The following is a 21,414-nucleotide window of genomic DNA, read 5'->3' as shown; positions in this document are numbered from 1 at the left end:
CGGGGGCGCCTGTCACCGATAGGCTTCTGGATTGATCATATGACTAGGTGCGCCTGCGGCATAGGCATTAATTTGATCAAAAATATCCGAAAATTGCATGTCAAACTCATCCTCGGTCACAAAGCCAATATGGGGCGTGGCCAGAACATTCGGGTGTGTGAGAAGTATATTTTCGCGATCTGAAAGCGGCTCGTGATCGAACACATCTACAGCGGCATGAAGCTGACCCTTCGCAATCTCCGCCTCTAAGACACCGGGGGCCACAAGACCGGAGCGCGACGTGTTCACAAATAAAGCGCGTGGCGGCATCAATGCAAGGTCCTCGGCGGTGATCAAACCCCGGGTCGCGGAATTCAACCGAACATGCAGGCTGACGATATCGGATTGTCTAAAAAAGGCCTCACGGGAGACAGCCACGGTTTCACCCGCGGCAGCGGCCCGTGCGCGCCCTGCCTCTGATCCCCACCATTGCACATTGAGCCCCAGCGCTTTGGCGTAGCCCGCAACCGCGCCTGCAATGCGCCCATATCCATAAAGCCCCAATGTTCTGCCGCGCAGGGTCCTGCCGACCCCCGATTGCCACCGGCCCGCTTTGATTGAGGTCACCTGCTGCGGGATTTGCCGATAGCTGGCCAAAATCAACGCCAGAGTGTGCTCTGCGGCCGCATAGGATGGCGTATCTGAATGCATATTTGAGCAAAGCAGAACACCATGGGCCGTACAGGCCGGCACATCAACATGCGGGTAGATGCTGCGCTGTGAGATGAGTTTCAGATTTGGCAGGCCCGCCAATAGGTCAGCCCCAACCTTGGTGCGCTCACGAAAGAGCACCAAAGCCTCTGCCTCTTGCAATCGCGCGGCCAGTTTGACGGGGTCAGGCTCATGATCCGTCCAGACGGTAACCTCGTGATCGGCCAATTTGGCAAAGCACGGCAAGCTGCGCAGGGTATCGAACCAATCATCAAGAATATGAACCTTCATCGCCCTATCACCCTTCTGTAAACGCGGTTAACGACCGGCCCAAATTGACCTTGGAATAAACACCTCTCCCGCCGCAATTTTTCGAGCGGTGCGTATGAGACCTGCCGATTTTATTTCGAAACCTGTCGCCGTATCGGCATAATCAACCGCCACTTCAATCTTGCCCGAGGCATGTTCCAAAATGACATTGGCCGGGGTCTCATTTGATTTGGCAGCCATGCCCTCTGCAATCGTCCCTGGGGTCAACACACAAGACGCTAGGCATTGCGCGCCCGTGACGGCCATGGAAGGATGCGTACTCCAGGGCATGAAATAGCGGGTCGCAATTGTGCCGCCGGCCTTGGCGAGGGCCAGCAGGCCAAATTTTGGCGTCACCGATTTTGTGACATCCCCCATCCCCATCAAAGCCCCTGCCTTTTGCCGTAGAGCTTCCATCTGATCAAAAAACGCGCGATTTTCATCCAGCTCAGCGGCCGTTTCATAGCCCGTCAGCCCAAAGCTCTCGGCCTTTGCAATCACCATGGGCATCGCAACATCCATGCAAGTCACAGCGATTCCGTCAATCTCATCAACCCGGTTGCCTGTGGGCAAAAAGGCGCCCGTGACCCCCCCGACCGTCTCCATGAATTGAACGGCAATGGGCGCCGAGGTTCCCGGCACGCCATCAATGCGCGCCCCGCCCTCATAGCTGACCTGTTGCTCAGGCGTTTGAATGACAGCGGCGACGCGCGCTTGCGTGTTCACTGCCAGAATATTCACCTGTGTCTCACCCTCTTGCGCCTCGACCAACCCCATCTCAATGGCGGCTGGACCCACGCCGGTCAAAATATTGCCGCAGGTGGGTTTGAAATCGACCAATTTATCTTCCACGCTCACTTGAGCGAAAAAGTAATCCACATCGGCCCAAGGATCCTGTGACTTGGACAACATCGCCACTTTGGTCGTGACCGCCGCGCCACCGCCAATCCCGTCAATGTTCAGCGGATGACCAGAGCCCACAATCGCGATTAACACCTCAGCCAGAGTCTCGAGATCCTCGGGAAGGTCAGCGCGGTTCAGATATGGCCCCCGAGAGGTTCCACCACGCATAAGAAGATAAGGGATCGCAGTTTGTGTCATGTGAATGGCCATGGAAGGTTAGAATAAGCTTGCAAAAGACCGGGTGGAAAATCGCGGTTCAATGCCCAAGCCATAGTGCAGATAAAAGCGATGCCCGCAAGCGCATAGATCGCTGCAAAAACGGTGCTCATATTGGCTCTGATCCGCATAAAGCTGAACAAAAAGAGGGCCAGGGCAATTATAAACCCAAATAACGATGTGGCCACCAGGAGCGCGGCAAACCACGCGAGGGTGGACCATAGGCTATAGCGCGCTTGCCCTGCTTCGGCGCTGCGCTCGCTGTCGGCAAAGATCGTATCGGTTTCAGGGGCCAAGATCATTCGGGCAATCATCACCGTACATCCCACCAAACAAACGCTGGCCACAAACATCGGAAAGACCCGATCGCGGCTATAGTCCGGGATGGAACCGGCATCAAATAATGCATAGCCAATGAAAGCTGTGATGCAGAGTAGGAACATCATCGGCGCGCGTTTCGAGCCTGATTTGCTGTCCCCTTCGGCCAAGATATGTTTGGCCTGGCGCAGGCCCAAAACGACAGAGACCAATGTAATGGCCAAAAGCACCAGCACGATGGGCGAGAAAATATAATCAATCCCCTCAAAAAATCCTTTGCGGAAGCGGGATTGGGCGATTTGAATGGCTTGGTTTGCATAGGTTTCTGCTGGATTGGACAGAACAAAACCAATCAAAAATGCAGGGCGCGACCAGTCAAAGCGGCGCATCAAAATTCCAAGAAAGCCAATGGCAAAAAGCGCCACAAGGTCCATCAGGTTTTGTCCAGATTGAAAGGCCGCGAAGCTTATGATCATAAACAGGAAAGGCGCCAATAAAACAAAGCGGATGGTTGTGAGCTTGGCGATCCCGCCTGAGGCTGCAATGCAAAGCACTGTGCCCACGACATTCGCCAGAGCAAGCAGCCAAACGATGGCATAGGTAATGTCGAGATTGTTTTTCAGCATGGCCGGTCCGACCTCAATCTGACCTGATCCCAGCAGGGCAATTGCGCCAATAAAGATTGCCATCGAGCCAGACCCAGGAATGCCGAACAGTAAGGTCGGCACAAGGCCACCCCCCTCTTTGGCATTGTTTGAGCTTTCAGGCCCGATCACGCCGCGCACATCGCCTTTGCCGAAATTGGACTTGTCTTTGCTGGTTTGCACCGTGTGCCCATAGGCAATCCAATCCACAACCGAGCCGCCAAGACCCGGGATCACACCCACAATCACACCGATGATGGAACAGCGCACGGAAAGCCAAATATTGGCAAACCAATCTTTGATCCCTGCGATCCAACCGCCACCGATCTGCGCCTCCTGGCTGATGGCGCGGTCATTACGCAGCAGGGTGATAATTTCAGGAATTGCGAAAATGCCAAGGCCTACAATTACCAATTTCAGACCGTCGACAAGATAGGGAAAATCGTAAGAGGACATGCGCAAATCACCAGAAGAAGCCCCTTCTCCAATGGTGCCAATCAACATGCCCAGACCCGCCGCAACAATGCCCTTGATGGCCACACGCCCAGCCAAAATACCAACCATTGAAAGGCCAAAAATCGTAATCATCAACAGCTCTGGCGTGCGAAATTCCAAAACGATGGGCCGGGCGACCAAAATAAAGACCGTCAAAAAACTTGCGCCAACCAATCCGCCAAAAAGCGATGATGCAAAGGCCGCCGAGAGCGCCCGCGCCGCCTTGCCCTTTTGCGCCATCGGGAAGCCGTCCAAGACAGTGGCTTGTGACGCGGAAGAGCCTGGAATACCCATCAAAACAGAGGCGAAAGTATCAGAGGTTGGCACAACCGCCACCATACCAATCATCAAAGCAAGGCCTAAGATCGGATCCATGCCAAACATGAAGGGCAGCAAGAGCGACAGGCCCGCGATGCCGCCGAGACCGGGAAAGACGCCGATGCACAGCCCCATGAGCACACCAAGAACCAAATATCCCAGAACAACCGGCTGCAGGATAAGTGCCCAAGCCTCGCCGAAGGCGGGCAAGGCCTCCATGATAACTTCCAAGACAATATCCTCCCACTTTCCTTATAAAAACGCCCCACCTATCTTGAGTGGGGCGTTCTAGAAGAAAAGCTTAGTTTAGAGAAACACCGTATTTTTCTTGTAGCCAATTCACAATGAAGGCTTTGGCATCAGGGCTCACATTTGTGCCACTTGCTTTGGCAGCTTCGGCCGCGGCCCCGGTCATCTGCGGGTATTTGCCCAAACGCTTGCCCGAAATTTCTGCAAAATCAGCACGCGCTTTTACAGCTTCAAATGCCGCCGTATAGGTCACCATGGCATCCGCCGTTGCGCCTCTTGGCAAGAACACCATTTTTTGAGCCGGGAAGCCTGCAATGAAGAAGGCTTTCCAAGCATCCCATTTTTCGCCAGAGGTTTCACAACCATCGGTTGCTTCGCAAACTTCTTTGAAGGTTGGAATCTCCGGGAATGTGGGGTCGCGAACGATATCGCCCGCATCGCTCAAAGCACCCCAAGTCATCATTGGCACGGCTGTACCAGCCTCAACCAATGGTGTCACGCCGGACAAATAGGAAGAGGAGGTTTGATAATCGATATTCGCCTCGCCCCGTTCAAACATCAAACGCCCGTCACCGCGGCCTTTGATGCCCATGACGCTTTCAACGTTCAGACCCAGCATTTCCCAAGCCAATGTCGGGACCAAGTCAAGACGCGTGGCACCTTGGTTGCCATAGATGAAGTCTGTGTCTTTCAGACCAGAGGCATCCAAGCCGTCCATTTTGGCCGCAAGCTCAGGTGGAAGATAAGCCACGCCGCCTGTTCCAGAGGCCAAAACCACATTCCAATCGGCATAGTCGAATTTCACCCGCGGGTCGCCCAGCAAGAATGGAAATTGTGTTGAACCGGAGGAGCCGAAAATGAGCGTGCCGTCATCATATTCTTGCTCATGGAAATAGTTGGCACCTTTGGTTGAGCCCGCACCTGGCATGAATTTTACGACAACAGTCGGCTGGCCTGGCAAAGCTTCCGACAGCAAAGGCGCATAAAAATTTGCCCATTTGGCAGAGCCACCGGTTTCCGAAAACGGAATGATCCACTCAACAGTCTCGCCTGTCAGGTCAATCCCATGGCCGCCTGCATTGGCTTGAAGGCCAAAGGTGGCCGTCGCTGCAGCCACAAGGCCCATAGCCATGCGGCGTGTTGTTTTAAGTGTAGACATTAAATCCTCCCAGATTTTTTTAACGCGTCAGAAGCCGCGTAATTGGAATCATATTGAGGCATAAACCCCAGGTTGATGCTTGCTGTGTAATCTGCGAAGCTTTCATGAAACTTTCACGGATCGGAAAAACAGCAATGCGAATTACGCTTGTTGAAGACAATATCAGCCTGTCAAAAGGCATAACCTATCGTTTGGAAGATGCAGGCCATTCTGTGGATGCGATTGCCAATGGCGATGAGGCGCAAGACTATCTTGTTGCAGATGGAGCTGATCTTGTGATCCTCGACATCAACCTGCCCGACGTGAATGGGCTGGATTTGCTGTCACAAATGCGCAAACGCGGCGATGCGCGGCCCGTGATCTTGCTAACCGCCCGTGCGGAAACGCAAGACCGGGTCAAAGGATTGGATGCCGGGGCGGATGATTATTTGATCAAGCCCTTCGAGATGGCGGAGTTGGAGGCACGGGTTCGCGCCCTCCTGCGCCGCCGGGCTATTCCACAGCAAAAACTGCGCAAAATTGGTTCTTTGCATTACGATCCAAATGCGCGGCAATTGTTTGATGGCGAAACCGCTTTGGAGATTCCGCGCCGAGAAATGTCGGTCTTTGAATGCCTGCTGAGTGCGGACGGACGGCTTGTATCCAAAAGCGCAATGCTCGATCACGTCTACGGCGTCGGGGCTGATATTGAGGAAAAAGTCATCGAAGTTTATATCTCACGGCTCCGCCAAAGACTGAAAGACCACGGTGTTTTGATCCAAGCGCGACGTGGATTGGGATATCACATCACGGTGCAGGAGCGCGCATGAAACCCAGCTCTTTGAGGGCCCGGCTGACATTGATAATCCTGCCCCCTCTGCTCATCATTTCGCTGATTGCCGGTGCTTGGCAGTTCCACAATACGACCCTGCGGGCCGAAAGCATCTTTGACAAAGGCTTGCTCTCCGCCGCAATTGCGATATCGCGCGACGTTGCGCTGTCGGATGGGGACGCCATTAGCCCCTCGACCCGTCGCCTGCTGGCCGATACCTCTGGCGGCACGATATTTTATCATGTGTTTGCTCCCGACGGTGTGTTTGTCACAGGCTATTCCACCCCACCGGTCTTACCGAGTATGGCCCCCAAAGGGGCCACAGATCCTTTTTACTACAACAGTGTCTATCAGGGCGAAAATGTGCGGGTTCTGCGCTTCCAAGATGTGACCTTGGTCAGCGGCATTGCCGGAATTTTCAACATCACCGTGTGGCAAAACGCGAGCGTGCGCAGCAGCTTTGTGCGCAATGTCTTGTCGCGCTCCTTTGCAGTGATTGCCGCGCTGGTGATGAGCGTTGCCATTGTTGTGTGGTTCGGGGTGCGTTTGGGGCTGCGCCCGCTGTTAGAGCTTGAGCGCGCCATTGCAAAGCGCACGCCAAGCGAATTGGAGCCGATCCGCAGGGCTGTCCCAACCGAGGCTCGGGGGCTGGTGACCACTTTAAATGGTCTATTAAATAGGGTGTCCCGGCGCATCAGCTCGAAAGACGAATTCATCTCTAACGCGGCCCATCAGCTGCGCAACCCTATGGCGGGTGTCCTTGCGCTGGCCGAAGCGGTCACCACAGCACCAAACCCGCAAACCGCGCAAAAGCGCAGCGCTGAGCTCTTGCAAGCCGCGCGCGAGGCCAGCGATCTGACCAATAAGCTTTTGTCCTTTGAACGCGCAAGTGGCACCGATGTCTCGCAAACCGGCCGCCCGATGGATCTGAACCAGCTTATCGCCCATGCCGTCAGCACCTTTGAGCAAAACCACCCAAAGGCCAGCTTAACGGTCACCCAAGATTTGCCGCGCGAAAGCCTGTTTATTCAGGCCGATCAAACCATGCTCCAAGAGGCTGTTTTAAATATCTTCAGCAATTGTTTGGTGCATGGCGGGCCAAAGCTGAAGCGAATTTGGGTCACACTCCGCAAGAGCGGCGCCGGGGCGGAAATTCTCATCCAAGATGATGGTATTGGAATACCCGAGGATCGCCACATCGAGGCGCTGAGCCGTTTTTCACAAGCCGGCGGCGGCCCTGGCAGCGGGCTTGGCCTCGCCATTGCGGCCCGTGTGATGAAAAATCATGGCGGGCAGTTGAGCATCCTGCCCTCCCCCCGTGGCGCTAAAATCAAGCTGAGCTTTTCTTTGCTGGACATATGAACCTCTGACATGACCAATTTGCAGCCCGTTTGCTCCAAGCTATGCGTTTCGCAGTGGCGCAGAAGCAAACAGATGATAGTCTGACCCTCATAAACCAGCGCGGTTTGTCCAAAATTTATAATCCCATGATAGGCGCGGCCTGTGGGGGAATTCACGTGGACGGCGGCCATGGTTATCGAGTTTGTCAGTCAATCGGAGAACGCATGAAACGCTCGCAAGTCAACGACATCATGGTGCAAGCGGATGATATGATCCGCAGCTTTGGCTTTACTCTGCCGCCTTTTGCCTATTGGTCGCCCGCGACGTTCAAACGCAACGCCGCCGCGGCGCGGCCGATCATTGAGGCGCAATGTGGCTGGGATATTACCGATTACGGCGCCGGTGATTTTGAGGCTTTGGGCCTGTTTTTGTTTACCCTGCGCAATGGGCGTTTGGCCGATTTGCAGCGCGGTGGCGGCATGTGCTATGCGGAAAAACTGTTGATTTCGCGGCAAGATCAACTCTCGCCGATGCACACCCATGTCATCAAAGCCGAAGATATCATCAACCGTGGCGGCGCGACTTTGGTGGTGGAGTTGTTTGGCTCTGACGCTGAAGGCCGATTTGCCGAAGATCAGGGCGGCACGGTCTATTGTGATGGCCTGCGCCGCGATTTTACCCCCGGCGAGAAACTCCGCCTTGCGCCTGGTGAAAGCGTCACCCTCATGCCTGGCGATTGGCACGCCTTTTGGGGCGATGGTGGGGATGTGTTGATCGGCGAGGTGTCCACCGTAAACGACGACAACACCGACAATATTTTCCGCGAACCCATCGGCCGTTTCTCCGACATTGAAGAGGATGAAGCCCCAAGGCATTTGCTGGTCAGTGATTATGATCAAATGTTGCCCGCCGCATAAAAAGCGGTGCGCTAGATGAAACATAGTGACATTTTGCATCCCAAGACACTAAACTGCCACGCGCAACCCCATTCAAATACCCCCTCAATTATTCTCTAAGAGGTCTGCCCCATGAGCACTATTGTATCCATTGATGTCCGCCTATTTCACATTCCCTTGGCTGAAGTGCTGGTGGATGCCAAACATGGCGACCATCATATTTTTGAGTTGATCACAGCAACCGTCCACCTCGAAGATGGGTCTTCTGGCACCGGCTATACCTATACAGGCGGCAAAGGGGGACATGCGATTGCCGCCATGATTTCCCATGACTTAACCCCGTTTCTGCTGGGCCAATCGGCGACAGATGTGGAAGGTCTTTATGATGCGATGCAATGGCATGTGCATTATGTGGCACGCGGCGGCATTGCCTCTTTCGCCATTTCAGCGGTGGATATTGCGCTATGGGATTTGCGTGGCAAACGCAGCGGCCAAGCGCTTTGGCAGATGGCCGGTGGCGCCGCGCAGTCCTGCAAAGCCTATTGCGGTGGCATTGATCTTGGCTTTCCCTTGCCAAAACTCTTGGACAGTATCCAAAGCTACCTGGACCGTGGTTTCAACGGCGTGAAAATCAAAATCGGTCAACCCAGCCTGGCGGAAGATATTGCCCGCATTAAAGCGGTTCGCGATCTCATCGGGCCAGATGTCACATTCATGGTTGATGCAAATTATTCGATGACGGTCGAGGAAGCGATTACCGCAGCCAAGGCCTTTGCCGCCTATGATATTACCTGGTTTGAAGAGCCAATCATCCCCGATAATTATCAAGGCTACGCTAAGATCAGCGCGGCAACTGGAATGCCCCTGGCGATGGGGGAAAACCTGCATACCATCCATGAATTTGAGCAGGCGTTTGCACAGTCTAACCTGAGTTTCATCCAACCCGATGCTTCCAATTGCGGCGGCATCACCGGCTTTCTTCAGGTGGCCGCGCTGGCCGAACAAGCCGGTGTGCCGATCTGTAGCCACGGGATGCAAGAACTGCATGTGAGCCTCGTTTCCGGCCAAAAGAACGCCGGCTGGATCGAGGTCCATTCCTTCCCCATTGAGCACTACACAAAGCGCCCCCTCGTCGTTGAAAACCACATGGCCCTTGCCCCAGATACCGCCGGGATCGGCGTGACATTCGACTGGCAAAAACTTGAGGCCGCGGACCTGCTGACCCGCTGATGGATGCCCCCACCTAGAGTTGCCCAATCCCCTGCCCTCTAGGCCTCATGCCAGCCACGGTGACCGTCCGCCTTGTGTGAAACTAAAGACCTCTGCACAACGCCATTGCAACACGACATGAGCGCAGCGCCTGCCGGGGCGCAGGCAGGCGCTGCCCGGTGTTGCCACCGGGCAAAGTGTTTTGGCTTGGCGGTTGGGTTATGAGGAGACCTTAACCCGTCCCTTTCACATTGTGAACCGCCAGAAACCATCCTAACTGTACAGCAACAGGGAAAATGGAGGAACAGAGCATGCACTATCGCCCGAATGAAAACAGATATGACAAAATGGTCTACCGAAAATGCGGCCAATCGGGGTTAAAGCTCCCTGCAATTTCATTGGGCCTGTGGCATAACTTCGGTGAAGATTTCCCGCATCAAAGCAAAAGACAGATCTGCCAAGCCGCTTTTGATGCGGGCATCACGCACTTTGATCTGGCCAATAACTACGGCCCGCCCGCCGGCAGCGCAGAGACTGCTTTTGGTGAAATTTTAAAAACAGATTTTCCTGGGCTGCGCGATGAGTTGATCATCAGTTCAAAAGCCGGTTACGACATGTGGCCTGGACCCTATGGAGAATGGGGCAGCCGTAAGTATTTGATTGCGTCTTGCGACCAATCGCTCAAGCGCATGGGCCTCGATTATGTGGATATATTTTATTCGCACCGCTTTGATCCTGAGACGCCTCTTGAGGAAACCATGGGCGCCTTAGATCACATCGTCAGATCAGGACGGGCGCTTTATGTCGGCATTTCCAGCTACAACAGCCAGCGCACCAAAGAAGCGGTGGCCATTCTCAATGATCTGGGAACGCCCTGTTTGATCCATCAACCAAGCTATAACATGCTAAACCGCTGGGTTGAGACCGATGGGCTGCTAGACTGCCTGGATGATTTGGGAATTGGATCCATTGCCTTCACACCGCTGGCACAGGGGCTGTTGACCAACAAATACATTGGCGGCATTCCGCAAAACAGCCGCGCTTTGCAAGGAAAAAGCCTCGATCGGGACAAGCTGACAGAGGAATTGATCGGCAATCTTCGCGCTCTGAATGACCTTGCCCAGGCGCGCAATCAAACATTGGCGCAGATGGCGCTGGCTTGGGTGTTGCGCGGTGGACGCGTGACCACTGCGCTCATCGGCGCCTCGAGCGCGCAGCAGGTGATCGACTGCGCCCAGGCCGTTGAAAACCTTAAATTTACCGATGCGGAGCTCGCAGAAATTGACCTTCTGTCCGGCGACCGGGGCATAAACTTATGGGCGCAATCGTCTGAGACCGCCTAGACTTCGTCTAAGAACCGCAGCAAAGCGTCCCAAGATTTGCGCTCTGCTGCGGCGTCGAAATCACGAGAGCCTTCAATTGTGAAGGAATGGCGCGCACCGCCAAATACTTCGGCATTGTGCACCACCTCTGCCTCCTGCATTTGCTGCAAAAGGCTTGCCAAATCGTCCATGCCAGACACTGGATCGGCAGATCCATGCAGAACCAAAATTTCACCCCTAGTTTGCGTGTAATCTTGGCCCTCAGGGGTGGTTAATCCACCATGAAAGCTCACAAACCCATCCAGATCGCTCCCGGACCGCGCCGCTTCGAGAACCGCAGCGCCGCCAAAACAATAGCCCATTAAAACAGTCTTACCAGCGGTGTTAAAAAGGGCTTCCGCTGCGGCGATCCCGGCATTAATCCGATTGCGAAACTCATTTCGATCTTTGTACAAAGCACCGGTTTCTCGGCGATAATCCTCAAATCCTTCCAGCTTTGCATCGACACCAAAAAGATCCAAAGCCACCGCATTATAGCCTAAATCCGCCAGCATCCCGACGCGTTTCTGCTCATAACTGTCCAAACCATTCCAATCATGAATGATATAGACTGTGCCTTTCGGCGCTGACCCTGCCGTCATAGCATAAGCGCTAAACTCCTTATCACCCGATTTATAAAAAACCGATTGGCTGTGGCCGCCTGCGAAGGCAGCCGTGGCAGAAAAAGCAAAAGACGTCACAAGAGTAAACCATGAGCGTGTCATATTGAGAACTTTCCAGTTTGAGATACCGCCTCAGCGTAAACCCAATTCCAACCTGCGTAAACAGATATGATAGCTGCGATCCTAACCACTTTGCACACCCAGAAACCAACGCCACATCCAACTCTCATTATGCATTATCAAGGGCTATGGGCGCGGAGTAAAAGGGGCCCTACTCAACTCACTGCCTGCACAGTCACCCCACCGTAAAAGTGGCACCCGTTGAAATCACGGGGCATCAAAAACGCTCCTAAAACTTCGCAAAACTCAACAAACAGGACGTCGTCGAAACGGCAAGTGGGAATTCTCCGCCCTATTGTTACACCAGCGGCCCGTTTCCTGCCGATCCGCGTTGCCAACAACTTTCATTGCAGCGCCGTAGGAACGTAGTTTGTCCGTCACAACTACTTCTGGCCCGCCGTAGCGCTTCATTGCTTTTCTGAGGAATTTCAATGCCGCCTTGCGGTCTCGGCGCTTGGTTACATAACTTTCAAGCACCTCACCTTCGTGATCTACTGCCCGCCAGAGGTAATGCATCTCTCCGTTGATCTTTACGAAGACCTCGTCCAAGTGCCATTGCCAGTTCGAATAAGATCGTATCCTACTGACCCGGTTTCTTCGTATCTCAGCAGCAAACATCGGACCAAATCTGTTCCACCAAAACCGAACCGTTTCATGGCTGATCTCTATGCCTCGTTCGTGCAGAAGATCTTCAACATTACGGAGTGAGAGCGGAAAACGAACATAAAGCATCACAGCCAGGCGGATGGTCTCAGGGCTCGTTTTAAAGGACCTGAATGGGGAGTGTTTTGTAATTTGCGGATTCTACAAATACACCCTGCTCGCTTCAACCGAGTTTAATCTGACAGTACCCGCCCGCCCACTTCAACCAAGTTTAATCTGAAAGTGCCTCATTTTGCTTAAGTGGAATATCAACTTGGCTCTGACGGCAGTTTAGAAAGTCACACATCGGCGTTTTGAAATGTCGCTACGATTTCTGCCAGCGCGGATACAGCAATGGACGATGCATCGCGCAGGGATGGCACCAAGCCTATTGGGCCGCGCAAACGCGCAAGTGAAATATCTGAAACGCCCATATGTCGCAATGTTTCGCACCGCATATCATGGGTGCGATGGCTTCCAAGGCAGCCAATGAAACGCACGGGCCTGGTCAAAGCTGAACGGAGCAAATGCGGCTCCCAGTCGTGATCATGAAAGAGCGTGAGAAAAGCGGAATGGGCATCGAGTATGTCAAAGACGTACTCTCTGTTTGGGGTCGTCAAATATAGCGGCGGCGATGCTGACAAATGCCCAACAGCCGAAAGGTCTGCAGCGTCTGGCGAAAGAAGATGCACCTCATAGCCTGTTGCGTTGCCAATCTGGGCCATCGATCGAAAGATCGCACCGCGCCCCGCCAGAACAAGACGGTGTCGCGGATCATAGGCAAATGTCCGCGATAAACCTTCGCCGGAATCGTCCGGGCTGTGAAAGGTCAAGCGCACGGGCTGTCGTTTTGCAAAACACGCCGCTGCGGCGCAAATCGCGTCAGTGTCTGGATTTGGGTCAATCAACACAGTAAGGGCGCCACCACAGGGTAGTTTCAGATCCGCATATCGAGAGCCTTCACCGTAACGGATCAATTTCTTGCGTTTGGTGTGTAAGGACTTTTGTGCATGAAGTTGAATATCACGGTCGATGCAGCCGTTGGACAGATACCCCGTCATTGCCCCAGCTTCATCGACCAATGCGAGTGAGCCGACGTTGCGGGCCGCACCACCTTCAATTTCCAACGATGTGATCAAGGCAAACGGGCGCGACGCTGCTATGAGCGCCGCTCCCTTTGAAATGATATCAGACGCGTGCTCCGCGTAGACCATTTCGTTAGGCTGAGGCGTCGTCATTGACAACATCAGCGAAGGATTTGAAAAACTTGGCCGCCAGCTTTTTTGCGGTACTTTGGATCAGTCTGCTGCCCAATTGCGCGAGCTTACCGCCAATTGCTGCTTTGGCCTCATAACGCAAGATCGTCTTGTTCGGACCATCCGCAGTCAGCGTGACGTCGGCCCCGCCTTTCGCGTGCCCAGCCGCCCCTCCGTTGCCTTGACCTGTGAGTGAAAACGCATCTGGTGCGCCTGCAGTATCGAGTTGGACATCACCGCTGAACTTGGCCTTTACTGGGCCAATTTTCAGCACCACCTTGGCCTCAAGTTCTGTATCCGAATGTTTTATGAGCTCTTCGCAGCCCGGAATGCATTGCTGCAATATCTCTGGGTCGTTCAAGGCCGCATAGACCTTTTCCTTAGGCGCGTTGATGATGATTTCGTCTGAAAGTTCCATGGAATGTCCTATTTTAGCAGCATGGGAATTTTATTGTGGCCAAAAGATCGGCCTGTTCGGGGGTGAGCGCAATTTTGCGGCGAAACCGTTTAGCGATCCGTTTGAGCGTTTTCATAACGTTTCCGCTCATTGTGCCGCCGCAATGGCGATGTAGTCTTCGGGCGTGTCGACATCGGCATAAAAGCCTGCAGATTTCATCTGGTGGAACTGCACATATTTGGGATGCGCACGCGTAAATGCTTTGCAACCGGGTGATTTGCCGTCGACCAAGAGGCGCGCACGCAATTCTGCAGGAATCACAATCGGGTTGCCTCTTCGTCCATCTGCCGTCGGGATCGAAATGCGCGCCGGATCGGCAACCTGATGTGCGTCAAGCAAAGCGCGCAAGTCATCTGCCGTGAGTTGCGGCTGATCGCCAAGCCCCATCAGCACCACCCCATCCGCGCCAGCTGCCCGCAACCCGCAAACGACAGAGGTTTGCTGCCCTTCGGCGAAACCCGGATTGAACACGAACACGACATTCGTGCCAGCAAGCGCGGCCTCTATTTCGCCGGCCTCATGCCCTGTCACCACGATGACACAAGTCGCGACCGCAGCATAGTTTTGCACCATGTGGCGAACCATGGGCACACCATTCACTGGCAAAAGCAGCTTGTTCCGCGCTCCCATACGTTGTGAAAGACCGCCGGCCAGTATGATCCCGATCACATCACGCATGGCTTGGTTTCACCGCCATACGCCTGATCTGAACAAACTGTGCAAGTATCGACAAAGCGATCTCCTCGGGTGTTACGGCACCTAAATTCAGACCTGCGGGCGCTTGAACGCTTTCAATAAGTGAGCGATCAATCCCCGCTGCCACAAGCTTTTCAGCAAGTACAGCGTATTTGCGGCGACTTCCAACAAACGCCACATGATCTTTTTTTTCGCTCAGTGCAGATTTCAGTGCATCAAGGTCGCCCTGTCCTTGGGTGGCAACGACAACAAATTGCTGTTGATGTGGCTTCTTCTGCGCCAAGGTTGCGGCGACCGACCAATGAAATTGCGGCGCAAAGGAACTGAGTGCTTGTGCGACGGGTGACGCACCTAAAACCACAAGCTGCGGTGCGGGCAAACAAGGTTCGATGAATATGTCGACTGTCCCGCGAGAAGGGCAGCCATTGCGGGCAAACCGCGTACCGTCGATAGTGTCGCCAGCGGCGATACCCTTTTTAGCCAAAAGGTCTTCGGGCGCGACTGACACAAGTTGCGGTTTGCCGTCACGCAGGGCCTGAAGGGTTGCCCGCTTTACGGCACCACGGGTGCAGCCACCACCGAGCCAGCCTTGCAAGATCGTTCCATCCGCGCTGAGCAGCGCCTTCGCTCCCGGTTTGGCCGCAGTTGATCCGGCCGTGCGCACAATAGTCGCAAAGGCAAAAGGTTCATCCTTGTCGCGTAATTGCTGCGCGGCCATGGACAAATCAGTTGAGAAGATTTCGGCTTGTGTCAAAGGGAAACCAGATCATGTTCAAGCGCTGCCAGATCAGCGAGTGTGTTTGCGGCTTTAAAGGTGTCCAGATACGGAAGCGCGGCGGCCATTCCCTCTGCTATGGGCGCATAATCCGCCCAACCTTTTAAAGGGTTCAGCCAGATTACTTTGCAGCCACGTTTTCGCAGTTTTTCCAACGCGGCAGCGATCATGGCTGGCGGTTCTGTGTCATATCCGTCCGACAGGATCAGAACGACACTGCGCCCATCGACGAACCGTTTGGCGTAAGTGTCCGCAAAGCGCATCAGAGACTGCCCAATCTTTGACCCCCCCCCGAATCCATCGGCCATCAATGACAGGCGTCCAATGGCACGCATTGCATCTTTGTCGCGCAGTGCCTCGGTAATTCGCACAAGCCGCGTGTGAAAAAGATAGGCATCAGCCGCCGTATCCGCCCGCATCAGCCCGGCCAAAAAGGCTAGAAATACTCGGGCATATAAGGACATAGACCCTGACACGTCGCACAAGGCCACAATCTTGCGCGTGCGATCGGGGCGACGCTTGCGCAAAAGGCGCAGGGGTTCACCACCCGTGGCAAGGCTACTGCGAATAGTTTTGCGAAAATGCAACCTATCGCCTTTGCGCGCAGCAACGCGGCGACGAGAGCGTTTGTCGCGCAACGCAGCCCCGATCTGGCGGGCGACATCCTCTGCCTCGGAAATTTCTTCGGGCCGCACCAAATCACGTAGATCACTACGGTTCAGGTTGCGATTCTCCGAGGCGATCAGTTTACCAGTCCCATCGCTGTCAGCAGCACCTTCCTGACCATCTGGCGCAGTCGCCGATCCGGTACTTCCCGTGTGTTCGCCCGTGGCGTCACTCGATGAATGGACGCCGTCGTTTACGGCATTGCTCAACGACGGAGTAACTTTTTGCCGAACTCGACCCATGTCCATCCAGTAACTGTCGAACAGATCGTCAAACCGCTCGGCCTCTTCCTTGCACCCTGTGCATACGGCGCGCAAAGCCCGGCGGCTGTCGCCAGGTTGTATGGCGTCAATCTCGACAAGTGCAGACATGGCCAAGTCTGCCTCAGCAACGCCCAACCGCAGACCGTTTTCGCGAAGGTGCGCAATGAAGCCCACGATGCGCGCAGATGGGCTAGGATCGCGGGCCGCAAATTTCGTAACACGGCTCATGCCGCTTTGCCTGCGATACGCCCTGCGACCTCGGGCGTTATCTGGGCTTTATCGCTCTGGGTCTTTAGCAAAGTAGTCAGCGTCGATTGTAGAACGGCTGGGTCAGCGGTCAAATCGGCAATACCCAACCCCATCAGAGCCGCGGCAAAGTCCAGCATTTCTGCGATACCGGGAGTCTTTTCGAGGTCTTCTCCGCGCAGTTTCTGGACAAATCCCACGATCTGTTCCCCTAGCCGCACGTCCACCTCTGGACAGCGCGCTTTCAATATTGCCAGTTCAGTCGCACGTTCAGGATATGCAACGTAGGTATAAAGACAACGCCGTCTTAGCGCGTCCGAGAGATCGCGTGTGCCATTCGACGTCAAGATCACGATAGGCCGCGTTGTCGCGGTGATTGTGCCCAATTCTGGGATGGAAATCTGAAAATCAGACAGCACTTCCAATAAATAGGCTTCGAATTCTTCATCCGCTCTGTCAATCTCATCAATCAACAACACAGGTGGCGCCTCTTGCGTTATCGCAGCAAGCAGCGGTCTTTCCAGCAAGAAATCCCGCGAGAAAATGCGATCCTCAACAGCTTTGCCCGTGACGCCGTCCTCAGAAGCTGCACGAATGCTGAGCAGTTGACGCTGATAGTTCCATTCATAGATCGCCTGCGCGGCGTCCAGCCCTTCGTAGCACTGCAAACGGATCAGCTTTGTGTCTTTGACCGCCGATAACGCCCGCGCGATTTCGGTTTTACCAACACCGGCAGCCCCCTCGAGCAATAGTGGCCGCCCTAATGACAAGGCGAGTTGCAAAGCAACCGCCAGGTCGTCAGAAGCCACGTATCCTTCGCCGCCAAGGGCAGTTTGCAGATCTTTCCAAGTCATCAGAATTCCCCAAAGGGCGGGTGTGATCCCGCCCTATCGCTTCCATCAATCATGCAGGCCAAGTTCATTGGCCGTGCGCCAAATCCGCCAGTGATCGTGGGGCATGTTCGTGTGGGTATTCCCAAACGGGCGGAACGCATCCTGCACCGCATTGGAAAAACATGGAACGCCTCCCACGTGCGGGCTTTCTCCGACGCCTTTTGCACCGATGGGATGGTGCGGAGATGGGGTGACTGTGAAGTCCGTTTCATAGTTCGGCACTTCCCATGCGGTCGGCAAGAAGAAGTCCATCAAGGTCCCCGTTTTGACGTTACCCATGTCGTCGTAGGCGATCTCTTGCCCCAGGGCGACGGCGAGCGCTTCGGTCAAACCACCGTGCACCTGACCTTCGATGATCATCGGATTAATCCGCGTACCACAGTCATCCAGCGCATAGAAGCGGCGAATTTCCGGAACACCTGTATCTACATCAATGTCCATGACGCAGACATACGCCCCGAATGGATAGGTCATGTTGGGCGGGTCGTAATAGCTGACCGCTTCCAGACCTGGCTCCAACCCTGGAATAGCCTGATTGTAGGCCGCAAAGGCGATTTCCTTCATCGTCTTGAACTTTTCAGGAGCACCTTTGACGGCAAAACGATCTACGTCGAATTCCACATCGTTGTCGTGAACCTCTAGCAGATACGCGGCAATCATCTGTGCCTTGGCGCGGATTTTACGCCCCGCCATGGCCGTAGCAGCCCCTGCCACCGGAGTAGAGCGAGAGCCATATGTGCCAAGCCCATAAGGTGCGGTGTCGGTGTCACCTTCCTCGATGGTGATGCTATCCGCGGGCAAACCAATCTCGGACGCAAGGATTTGCGCAAACGTGGTCGCGTGCCCTTGACCCTGGCTGATGGTTCCAAGCCGTGCAATCGCCGAACCTGTTGGGTGGATACGGATTTCACAGCTATCGAACATACCGAGGCCAAGGATATCACAATTTTTAACCGGACCAGCACCAACAATTTCCGTAAAGAAACTGAGGCCAATACCCATCAACTTGCGAGTTTTGCCGGCCTTAAAATCTTCGACTCGCTGCGCCTGTTCAGCGCGTAACCCATCGTAGTCAACCGTCTTGAGCGCCTTGTCCCATGCTGTGTGATAGTCGCCGCTGTCGTATTCCCAGCCCAAAGCCGCTTTGTAGGGGAACTGCTCTTTCTTGATAAAATTGATCCGTCGCAGTTCAGCCGAGTCCATGTTCAACTTGATAGCGAGGACCTCGATCATGCGCTCGATGAAATACACGGCTTCGGTCACTCGGAATGAACAACGATAGCTAACGCCGCCGGGGGCTTTGTTTGTATAGACGCCGTCGACTTCAAGAAATGCTGTAGGAATGTCATACGATCCGGTGCAAATATTCATGAAACCCGCTGGGAATTTTGTGGGATCAGCACAGGCATCAAAACCGCCATGATCGGCCGTCACGTGACATTGTAGGCCAGTGATCTTGCCCTCTTTGGTGGCACTGATCTTACCGGTCATGTGATAATCACGCGCAAAGGCGGTGGTCATCAAATTGTCCATGCGATCTTCAATCCATTTCACGGGTTTACCCGTGACGATTGAGGCAACGACGGAACAGACATAGCCCGGATACGCCCCGACCTTGTTGCCAAAGCCGCCGCCAATGTCGGGTGAAACAACGCGAATGTTGTGTTCTTCGATCCCTGAAATCAGGCTGACCACGGTGCGAATGGCATGAGGTGCCTGAAAAGTGCCCCACAGGGTCAGCTTACCATTAACCTTGTCCATCGAGGCCACGCAGCCGCAGGTTTCAAGCGGACACGGATGGGTGCGGTGGTAGTACATTGATTCTTCGGCCACGACCTCAGCGTTGGCAATGACTTCTTCAGTAGGGTCTTTGTCACCAGCTTCCCATGTAAAGATATGGTTGTGATGCTTGCGTGGACCGTGCGCGCCGGCGGGGATAGACCCGTCTGCGGCCACAAGATCCTCGCGAAGGACCACATCAGATTTCAGTGCCTCAAACGGATTCACAAGTACCGGCAGTTCTTCATACTCTACTTCGACGGCTTCAATGCCATCAGCAGCAGCGTAGCGGTCTTCGGCCACAACAAAAGCAACCTCTTGCCCTTGAAACAACACCTTGCCATCGGCCAAAACCATCTGCTTGTCACCGGCCAGCGTCGGCATCCAGTGCAGGCCCAGCGGCCGCAGGTCGTCGGCTGTCAGCACCGCCAGAACGCCGGGCACCTTAAGTGCCGTATCCTTGTTGATGCTTTTCACCCGCGCGTGCGCATAGGGCGAGCGGACAAAGTCGCCAAACAGCATGCCGTCCAGTTTGATATCATCGACGTAGTTGCCTTTGCCTTGCGTAAACCGGGCATCCTCTACCCGCTTGCGCGAGCAGCCCATGCCTTTGAGGTTATCGACCCGTTCTTCGCGTGTGATTTCGTCTTTCATTCTGCGGCCTCCTTGGCTGCACTCATCTGGGCCGCAGCCGCCTGAATGGATTTCACAATGTTCTGGTAGCCTGTGCACCGGCAAAGATTGCCAGCCATGCCAAAGCGGATTTCCGCTTCGGTTGGGTTTGGAATCTCCTCAAGCAGCTTAGTGGCCCGCGTGATCATACCAGGCGTGCAATAGCCGCACTGAAGCCCGTGATGCTCCTTGAAAGCCTCTTGCAGCGGATGCAAATTATCCGGCCCACCGATGCCTTCGATGGTTGTGATCTCAGCGCCTTCGGCTTGCACTGCAAACATGGTGCAGGATTTGACAGATTTGCCATTGATCGTAACGGTACAAGCGCCGCAATGGGACGTTTCACAACCGATATGCGGCCCTGTGATATTCAGACGCTCACGTAGTGTGTAGATCAGCAACTCGCGTGGCTCAGCCAGAAATTCCTCTGTCTTGCCGTTTACGTTCAGGGTGACGTGTTTTTTCTTTGACATGATTTTCTCCTTACGCCCGCGACCAGGCGCGTGCGATCGCGCGGCGCAGGATGACGCCAGCGACGTGGTTTTTGAACGCGACAGGCCCGCGGTTATCTTCGGTCGGGTCGATATCGCCAAGCATGGCGGCCACGGCAGCCTTTAATGCGGCGTCATCCACTGATGTCCCGACAAGTGCATCACCTGCGGTTTTTGAAAATACGGGCGTGTCGCTCAGGTTCGTCATCGCGATCGCGGCGCTTACGCATTTTCCATCGTCATTCACAATCTGAACTGAAGCAGCGGCCGTCGCATAGTCACCGATCTTGCGCTTCTGCTTTTCATATGCGTAGCCGCCCTTGGGACGTGGGATTGTGACTGCGGTCAAAACCTCGCCATCTTCGCGTGCGGTCACGTAGGCCGCTTCGTAGAACTCGCGAGCGGGGATGACGCGTTCACCGTTCTGTCCGACGACGGTAAAACTGGCATCAAGACATTGCATCAAACCTGGCATGTCGTTGCCTGGATCGCCGTTTGCAATATTGCCACCCAAAGTGCCCATATAACGGACCTGCGGATCAGCGATCTGCAACGCAGCTTCGCGCAGGATTGGTGCCACATCTGCAAGGGCTGCATGATCAATAATGTCCGATTGCGTGACAAGCGCACCGATCTTGATGGTGTCTGCGCCAATCTCGATCTCTGACATGCCTCCAACATCTTGAAGGTCGATCAGATGCGGAACGTCAGCCATGCGCAGTTTCATCATAGGTATCAGGCTGTGCCCACCCGCCATGACACGCGCATCATCGCCATGCTCCTCGAGAATAGATAGGACTTTGTCCATATCCTTAGGCCGGTAATATTCAAATGCGGCTGGAATCATAAGCGTTATCTCCACGAGGCGAACTTTTTAAATCTGATTAAAGCCTGTAGACCGCAGCAAACGTACACA

19 protein-coding genes and 1 pseudogene are annotated in these 21,414 nt (G+C 54.4%); 5 read left to right on the top strand and 15 right to left on the bottom strand.

Annotation, left to right across the window (positions count from 1 at the left end; genetic code table 11):
• Window positions 1-12: 12 nt before the first annotated feature.
• The 4 genes from RCA23_RS05860 to RCA23_RS05845 form a co-directional block, all read right to left on the bottom strand.
• Window positions 13-981 (bottom strand): D-2-hydroxyacid dehydrogenase family protein, encoded by a 969-nt coding sequence (locus tag RCA23_RS05860; RefSeq protein ID WP_044049521.1) that lies wholly within the window; start codon window positions 979-981, stop codon window positions 13-15.
• A 27-nt stretch (window positions 982-1,008) separates the two neighbouring features.
• A complete protein-coding gene (locus RCA23_RS05855) occupies window positions 1,009-2,100 on the bottom strand; it encodes a 4-oxalomesaconate tautomerase (protein ID WP_044051335.1) in 1,092 nt (363 codons plus the stop codon).
• Window positions 2,097-4,112: a tripartite tricarboxylate transporter permease gene (locus tag RCA23_RS05850; RefSeq protein ID WP_430903602.1), complete on the bottom strand. Its 2,016-nt coding sequence runs from the start codon at window positions 4,110-4,112 to the stop codon at window positions 2,097-2,099. Before RCA23_RS05850 ends, RCA23_RS05855 begins: the two co-directional genes overlap by 4 nt.
• Window positions 4,113-4,194: 82 nt before the next feature.
• A complete protein-coding gene (locus RCA23_RS05845; RefSeq protein ID WP_044049519.1) occupies window positions 4,195-5,301 on the bottom strand; it encodes a tricarboxylate transporter in 1,107 nt (368 codons plus the stop codon).
• A gap of 104 nt (window positions 5,302-5,405) precedes the next feature.
• Between RCA23_RS05845 and RCA23_RS05840 the strand changes: the two genes are divergently transcribed.
• The 5 genes from RCA23_RS05840 (at window position 5,406) to mgrA (ending at window position 10,901) form a co-directional block, all read left to right on the top strand.
• Window positions 5,406-6,110 (top strand): response regulator transcription factor, encoded by a 705-nt coding sequence (locus tag RCA23_RS05840; protein ID WP_347721377.1) that lies wholly within the window; start codon window positions 5,406-5,408, stop codon window positions 6,108-6,110.
• Window positions 6,107-7,474 (top strand): sensor histidine kinase, encoded by a 1,368-nt coding sequence (locus RCA23_RS05835; protein ID WP_044049518.1) that lies wholly within the window; start codon window positions 6,107-6,109, stop codon window positions 7,472-7,474. The genes RCA23_RS05840 and RCA23_RS05835 overlap by 4 nt, the downstream gene beginning before the upstream one ends.
• A gap of 203 nt (window positions 7,475-7,677) precedes the next feature.
• Window positions 7,678-8,370: a D-lyxose/D-mannose family sugar isomerase gene (locus RCA23_RS05830; protein WP_044051333.1), complete on the top strand. Its 693-nt coding sequence runs from the start codon at window positions 7,678-7,680 to the stop codon at window positions 8,368-8,370.
• Window positions 8,371-8,481: 111 nt separating this feature from the next.
• Complete coding sequence (locus RCA23_RS05825; protein WP_044049517.1) at window positions 8,482-9,579, top strand: mandelate racemase/muconate lactonizing enzyme family protein; 1,098 nt, start codon at window positions 8,482-8,484, stop codon at window positions 9,577-9,579.
• A 290-nt stretch (window positions 9,580-9,869) separates the two neighbouring features.
• Complete coding sequence (gene mgrA / locus RCA23_RS05820) at window positions 9,870-10,901, top strand: L-glyceraldehyde 3-phosphate reductase (RefSeq protein ID WP_044049516.1); 1,032 nt, start codon at window positions 9,870-9,872, stop codon at window positions 10,899-10,901.
• Here mgrA and RCA23_RS05815 read toward each other — a convergent pair.
• The 11 genes and pseudogenes from RCA23_RS05815 to RCA23_RS05765 form a co-directional block, all read right to left on the bottom strand.
• On the bottom strand, window positions 10,898-11,644 hold the full coding sequence (locus RCA23_RS05815; RefSeq protein ID WP_044049515.1) for a dienelactone hydrolase family protein: 747 nt from the start codon (window positions 11,642-11,644) through the stop codon (window positions 10,898-10,900). The two genes, mgrA and RCA23_RS05815, sit on opposite strands and share 4 nt — an antisense overlap.
• Window positions 11,645-11,920: 276 nt before the next feature.
• Window positions 11,921-12,457 (bottom strand): annotated as a pseudogene (locus RCA23_RS05810) (IS6 family transposase); the annotation flags it as partial.
• A 146-nt stretch (window positions 12,458-12,603) separates the two neighbouring features.
• A complete protein-coding gene (locus tag RCA23_RS05805; RefSeq protein WP_044049514.1) occupies window positions 12,604-13,542 on the bottom strand; it encodes an XdhC family protein in 939 nt (312 codons plus the stop codon).
• The gene (locus RCA23_RS05800; RefSeq protein WP_044049513.1) at window positions 13,523-13,978 is read right to left on the bottom strand and encodes an SRPBCC family protein; all 456 of its coding nucleotides are present in this window, start codon (window positions 13,976-13,978) and stop codon (window positions 13,523-13,525) included. Before RCA23_RS05800 ends, RCA23_RS05805 begins: the two co-directional genes overlap by 20 nt.
• Before the next feature lie 126 nt (window positions 13,979-14,104).
• Window positions 14,105-14,695 carry a nucleotidyltransferase family protein gene (locus tag RCA23_RS05795; RefSeq protein WP_044049512.1) on the bottom strand — a complete coding sequence of 197 codons (591 nt, stop codon included), beginning with the start codon at window positions 14,693-14,695 and terminating at the stop codon, window positions 14,105-14,107.
• The gene (locus RCA23_RS05790; RefSeq protein WP_044049511.1) at window positions 14,688-15,467 is read right to left on the bottom strand and encodes an XdhC family protein; all 780 of its coding nucleotides are present in this window, start codon (window positions 15,465-15,467) and stop codon (window positions 14,688-14,690) included. The genes RCA23_RS05795 and RCA23_RS05790 overlap by 8 nt, the downstream gene beginning before the upstream one ends.
• Complete coding sequence (locus RCA23_RS05785; RefSeq protein WP_044049510.1) at window positions 15,464-16,645, bottom strand: vWA domain-containing protein; 1,182 nt, start codon at window positions 16,643-16,645, stop codon at window positions 15,464-15,466. Before RCA23_RS05785 ends, RCA23_RS05790 begins: the two co-directional genes overlap by 4 nt.
• Complete coding sequence (locus RCA23_RS05780; protein WP_044049509.1) at window positions 16,642-17,517, bottom strand: AAA family ATPase; 876 nt, start codon at window positions 17,515-17,517, stop codon at window positions 16,642-16,644. Before RCA23_RS05780 ends, RCA23_RS05785 begins: the two co-directional genes overlap by 4 nt.
• A gap of 45 nt (window positions 17,518-17,562) precedes the next feature.
• A complete protein-coding gene (locus tag RCA23_RS05775; protein ID WP_044049508.1) occupies window positions 17,563-19,989 on the bottom strand; it encodes an aerobic carbon-monoxide dehydrogenase large subunit in 2,427 nt (808 codons plus the stop codon).
• The gene (locus RCA23_RS05770) at window positions 19,986-20,480 is read right to left on the bottom strand and encodes a (2Fe-2S)-binding protein (protein WP_044049507.1); all 495 of its coding nucleotides are present in this window, start codon (window positions 20,478-20,480) and stop codon (window positions 19,986-19,988) included. Before RCA23_RS05770 ends, RCA23_RS05775 begins: the two co-directional genes overlap by 4 nt.
• Window positions 20,481-20,490: 10 nt before the next feature.
• Window positions 20,491-21,345 carry an FAD binding domain-containing protein gene (locus RCA23_RS05765; RefSeq protein ID WP_044049506.1) on the bottom strand — a complete coding sequence of 285 codons (855 nt, stop codon included), beginning with the start codon at window positions 21,343-21,345 and terminating at the stop codon, window positions 20,491-20,493.
• Window positions 21,346-21,414 lie beyond the last annotated feature (69 nt).

Source organism: Planktomarina temperata RCA23, from assembly GCF_000738435.1.
GTDB classification, from domain to species: Bacteria; Pseudomonadota; Alphaproteobacteria; order Rhodobacterales; family Rhodobacteraceae; genus Planktomarina; species Planktomarina temperata.
Note: the sequence above shows the minus strand (reverse complement) of the source record. Positions and strands in the feature narration are given on the sequence as shown.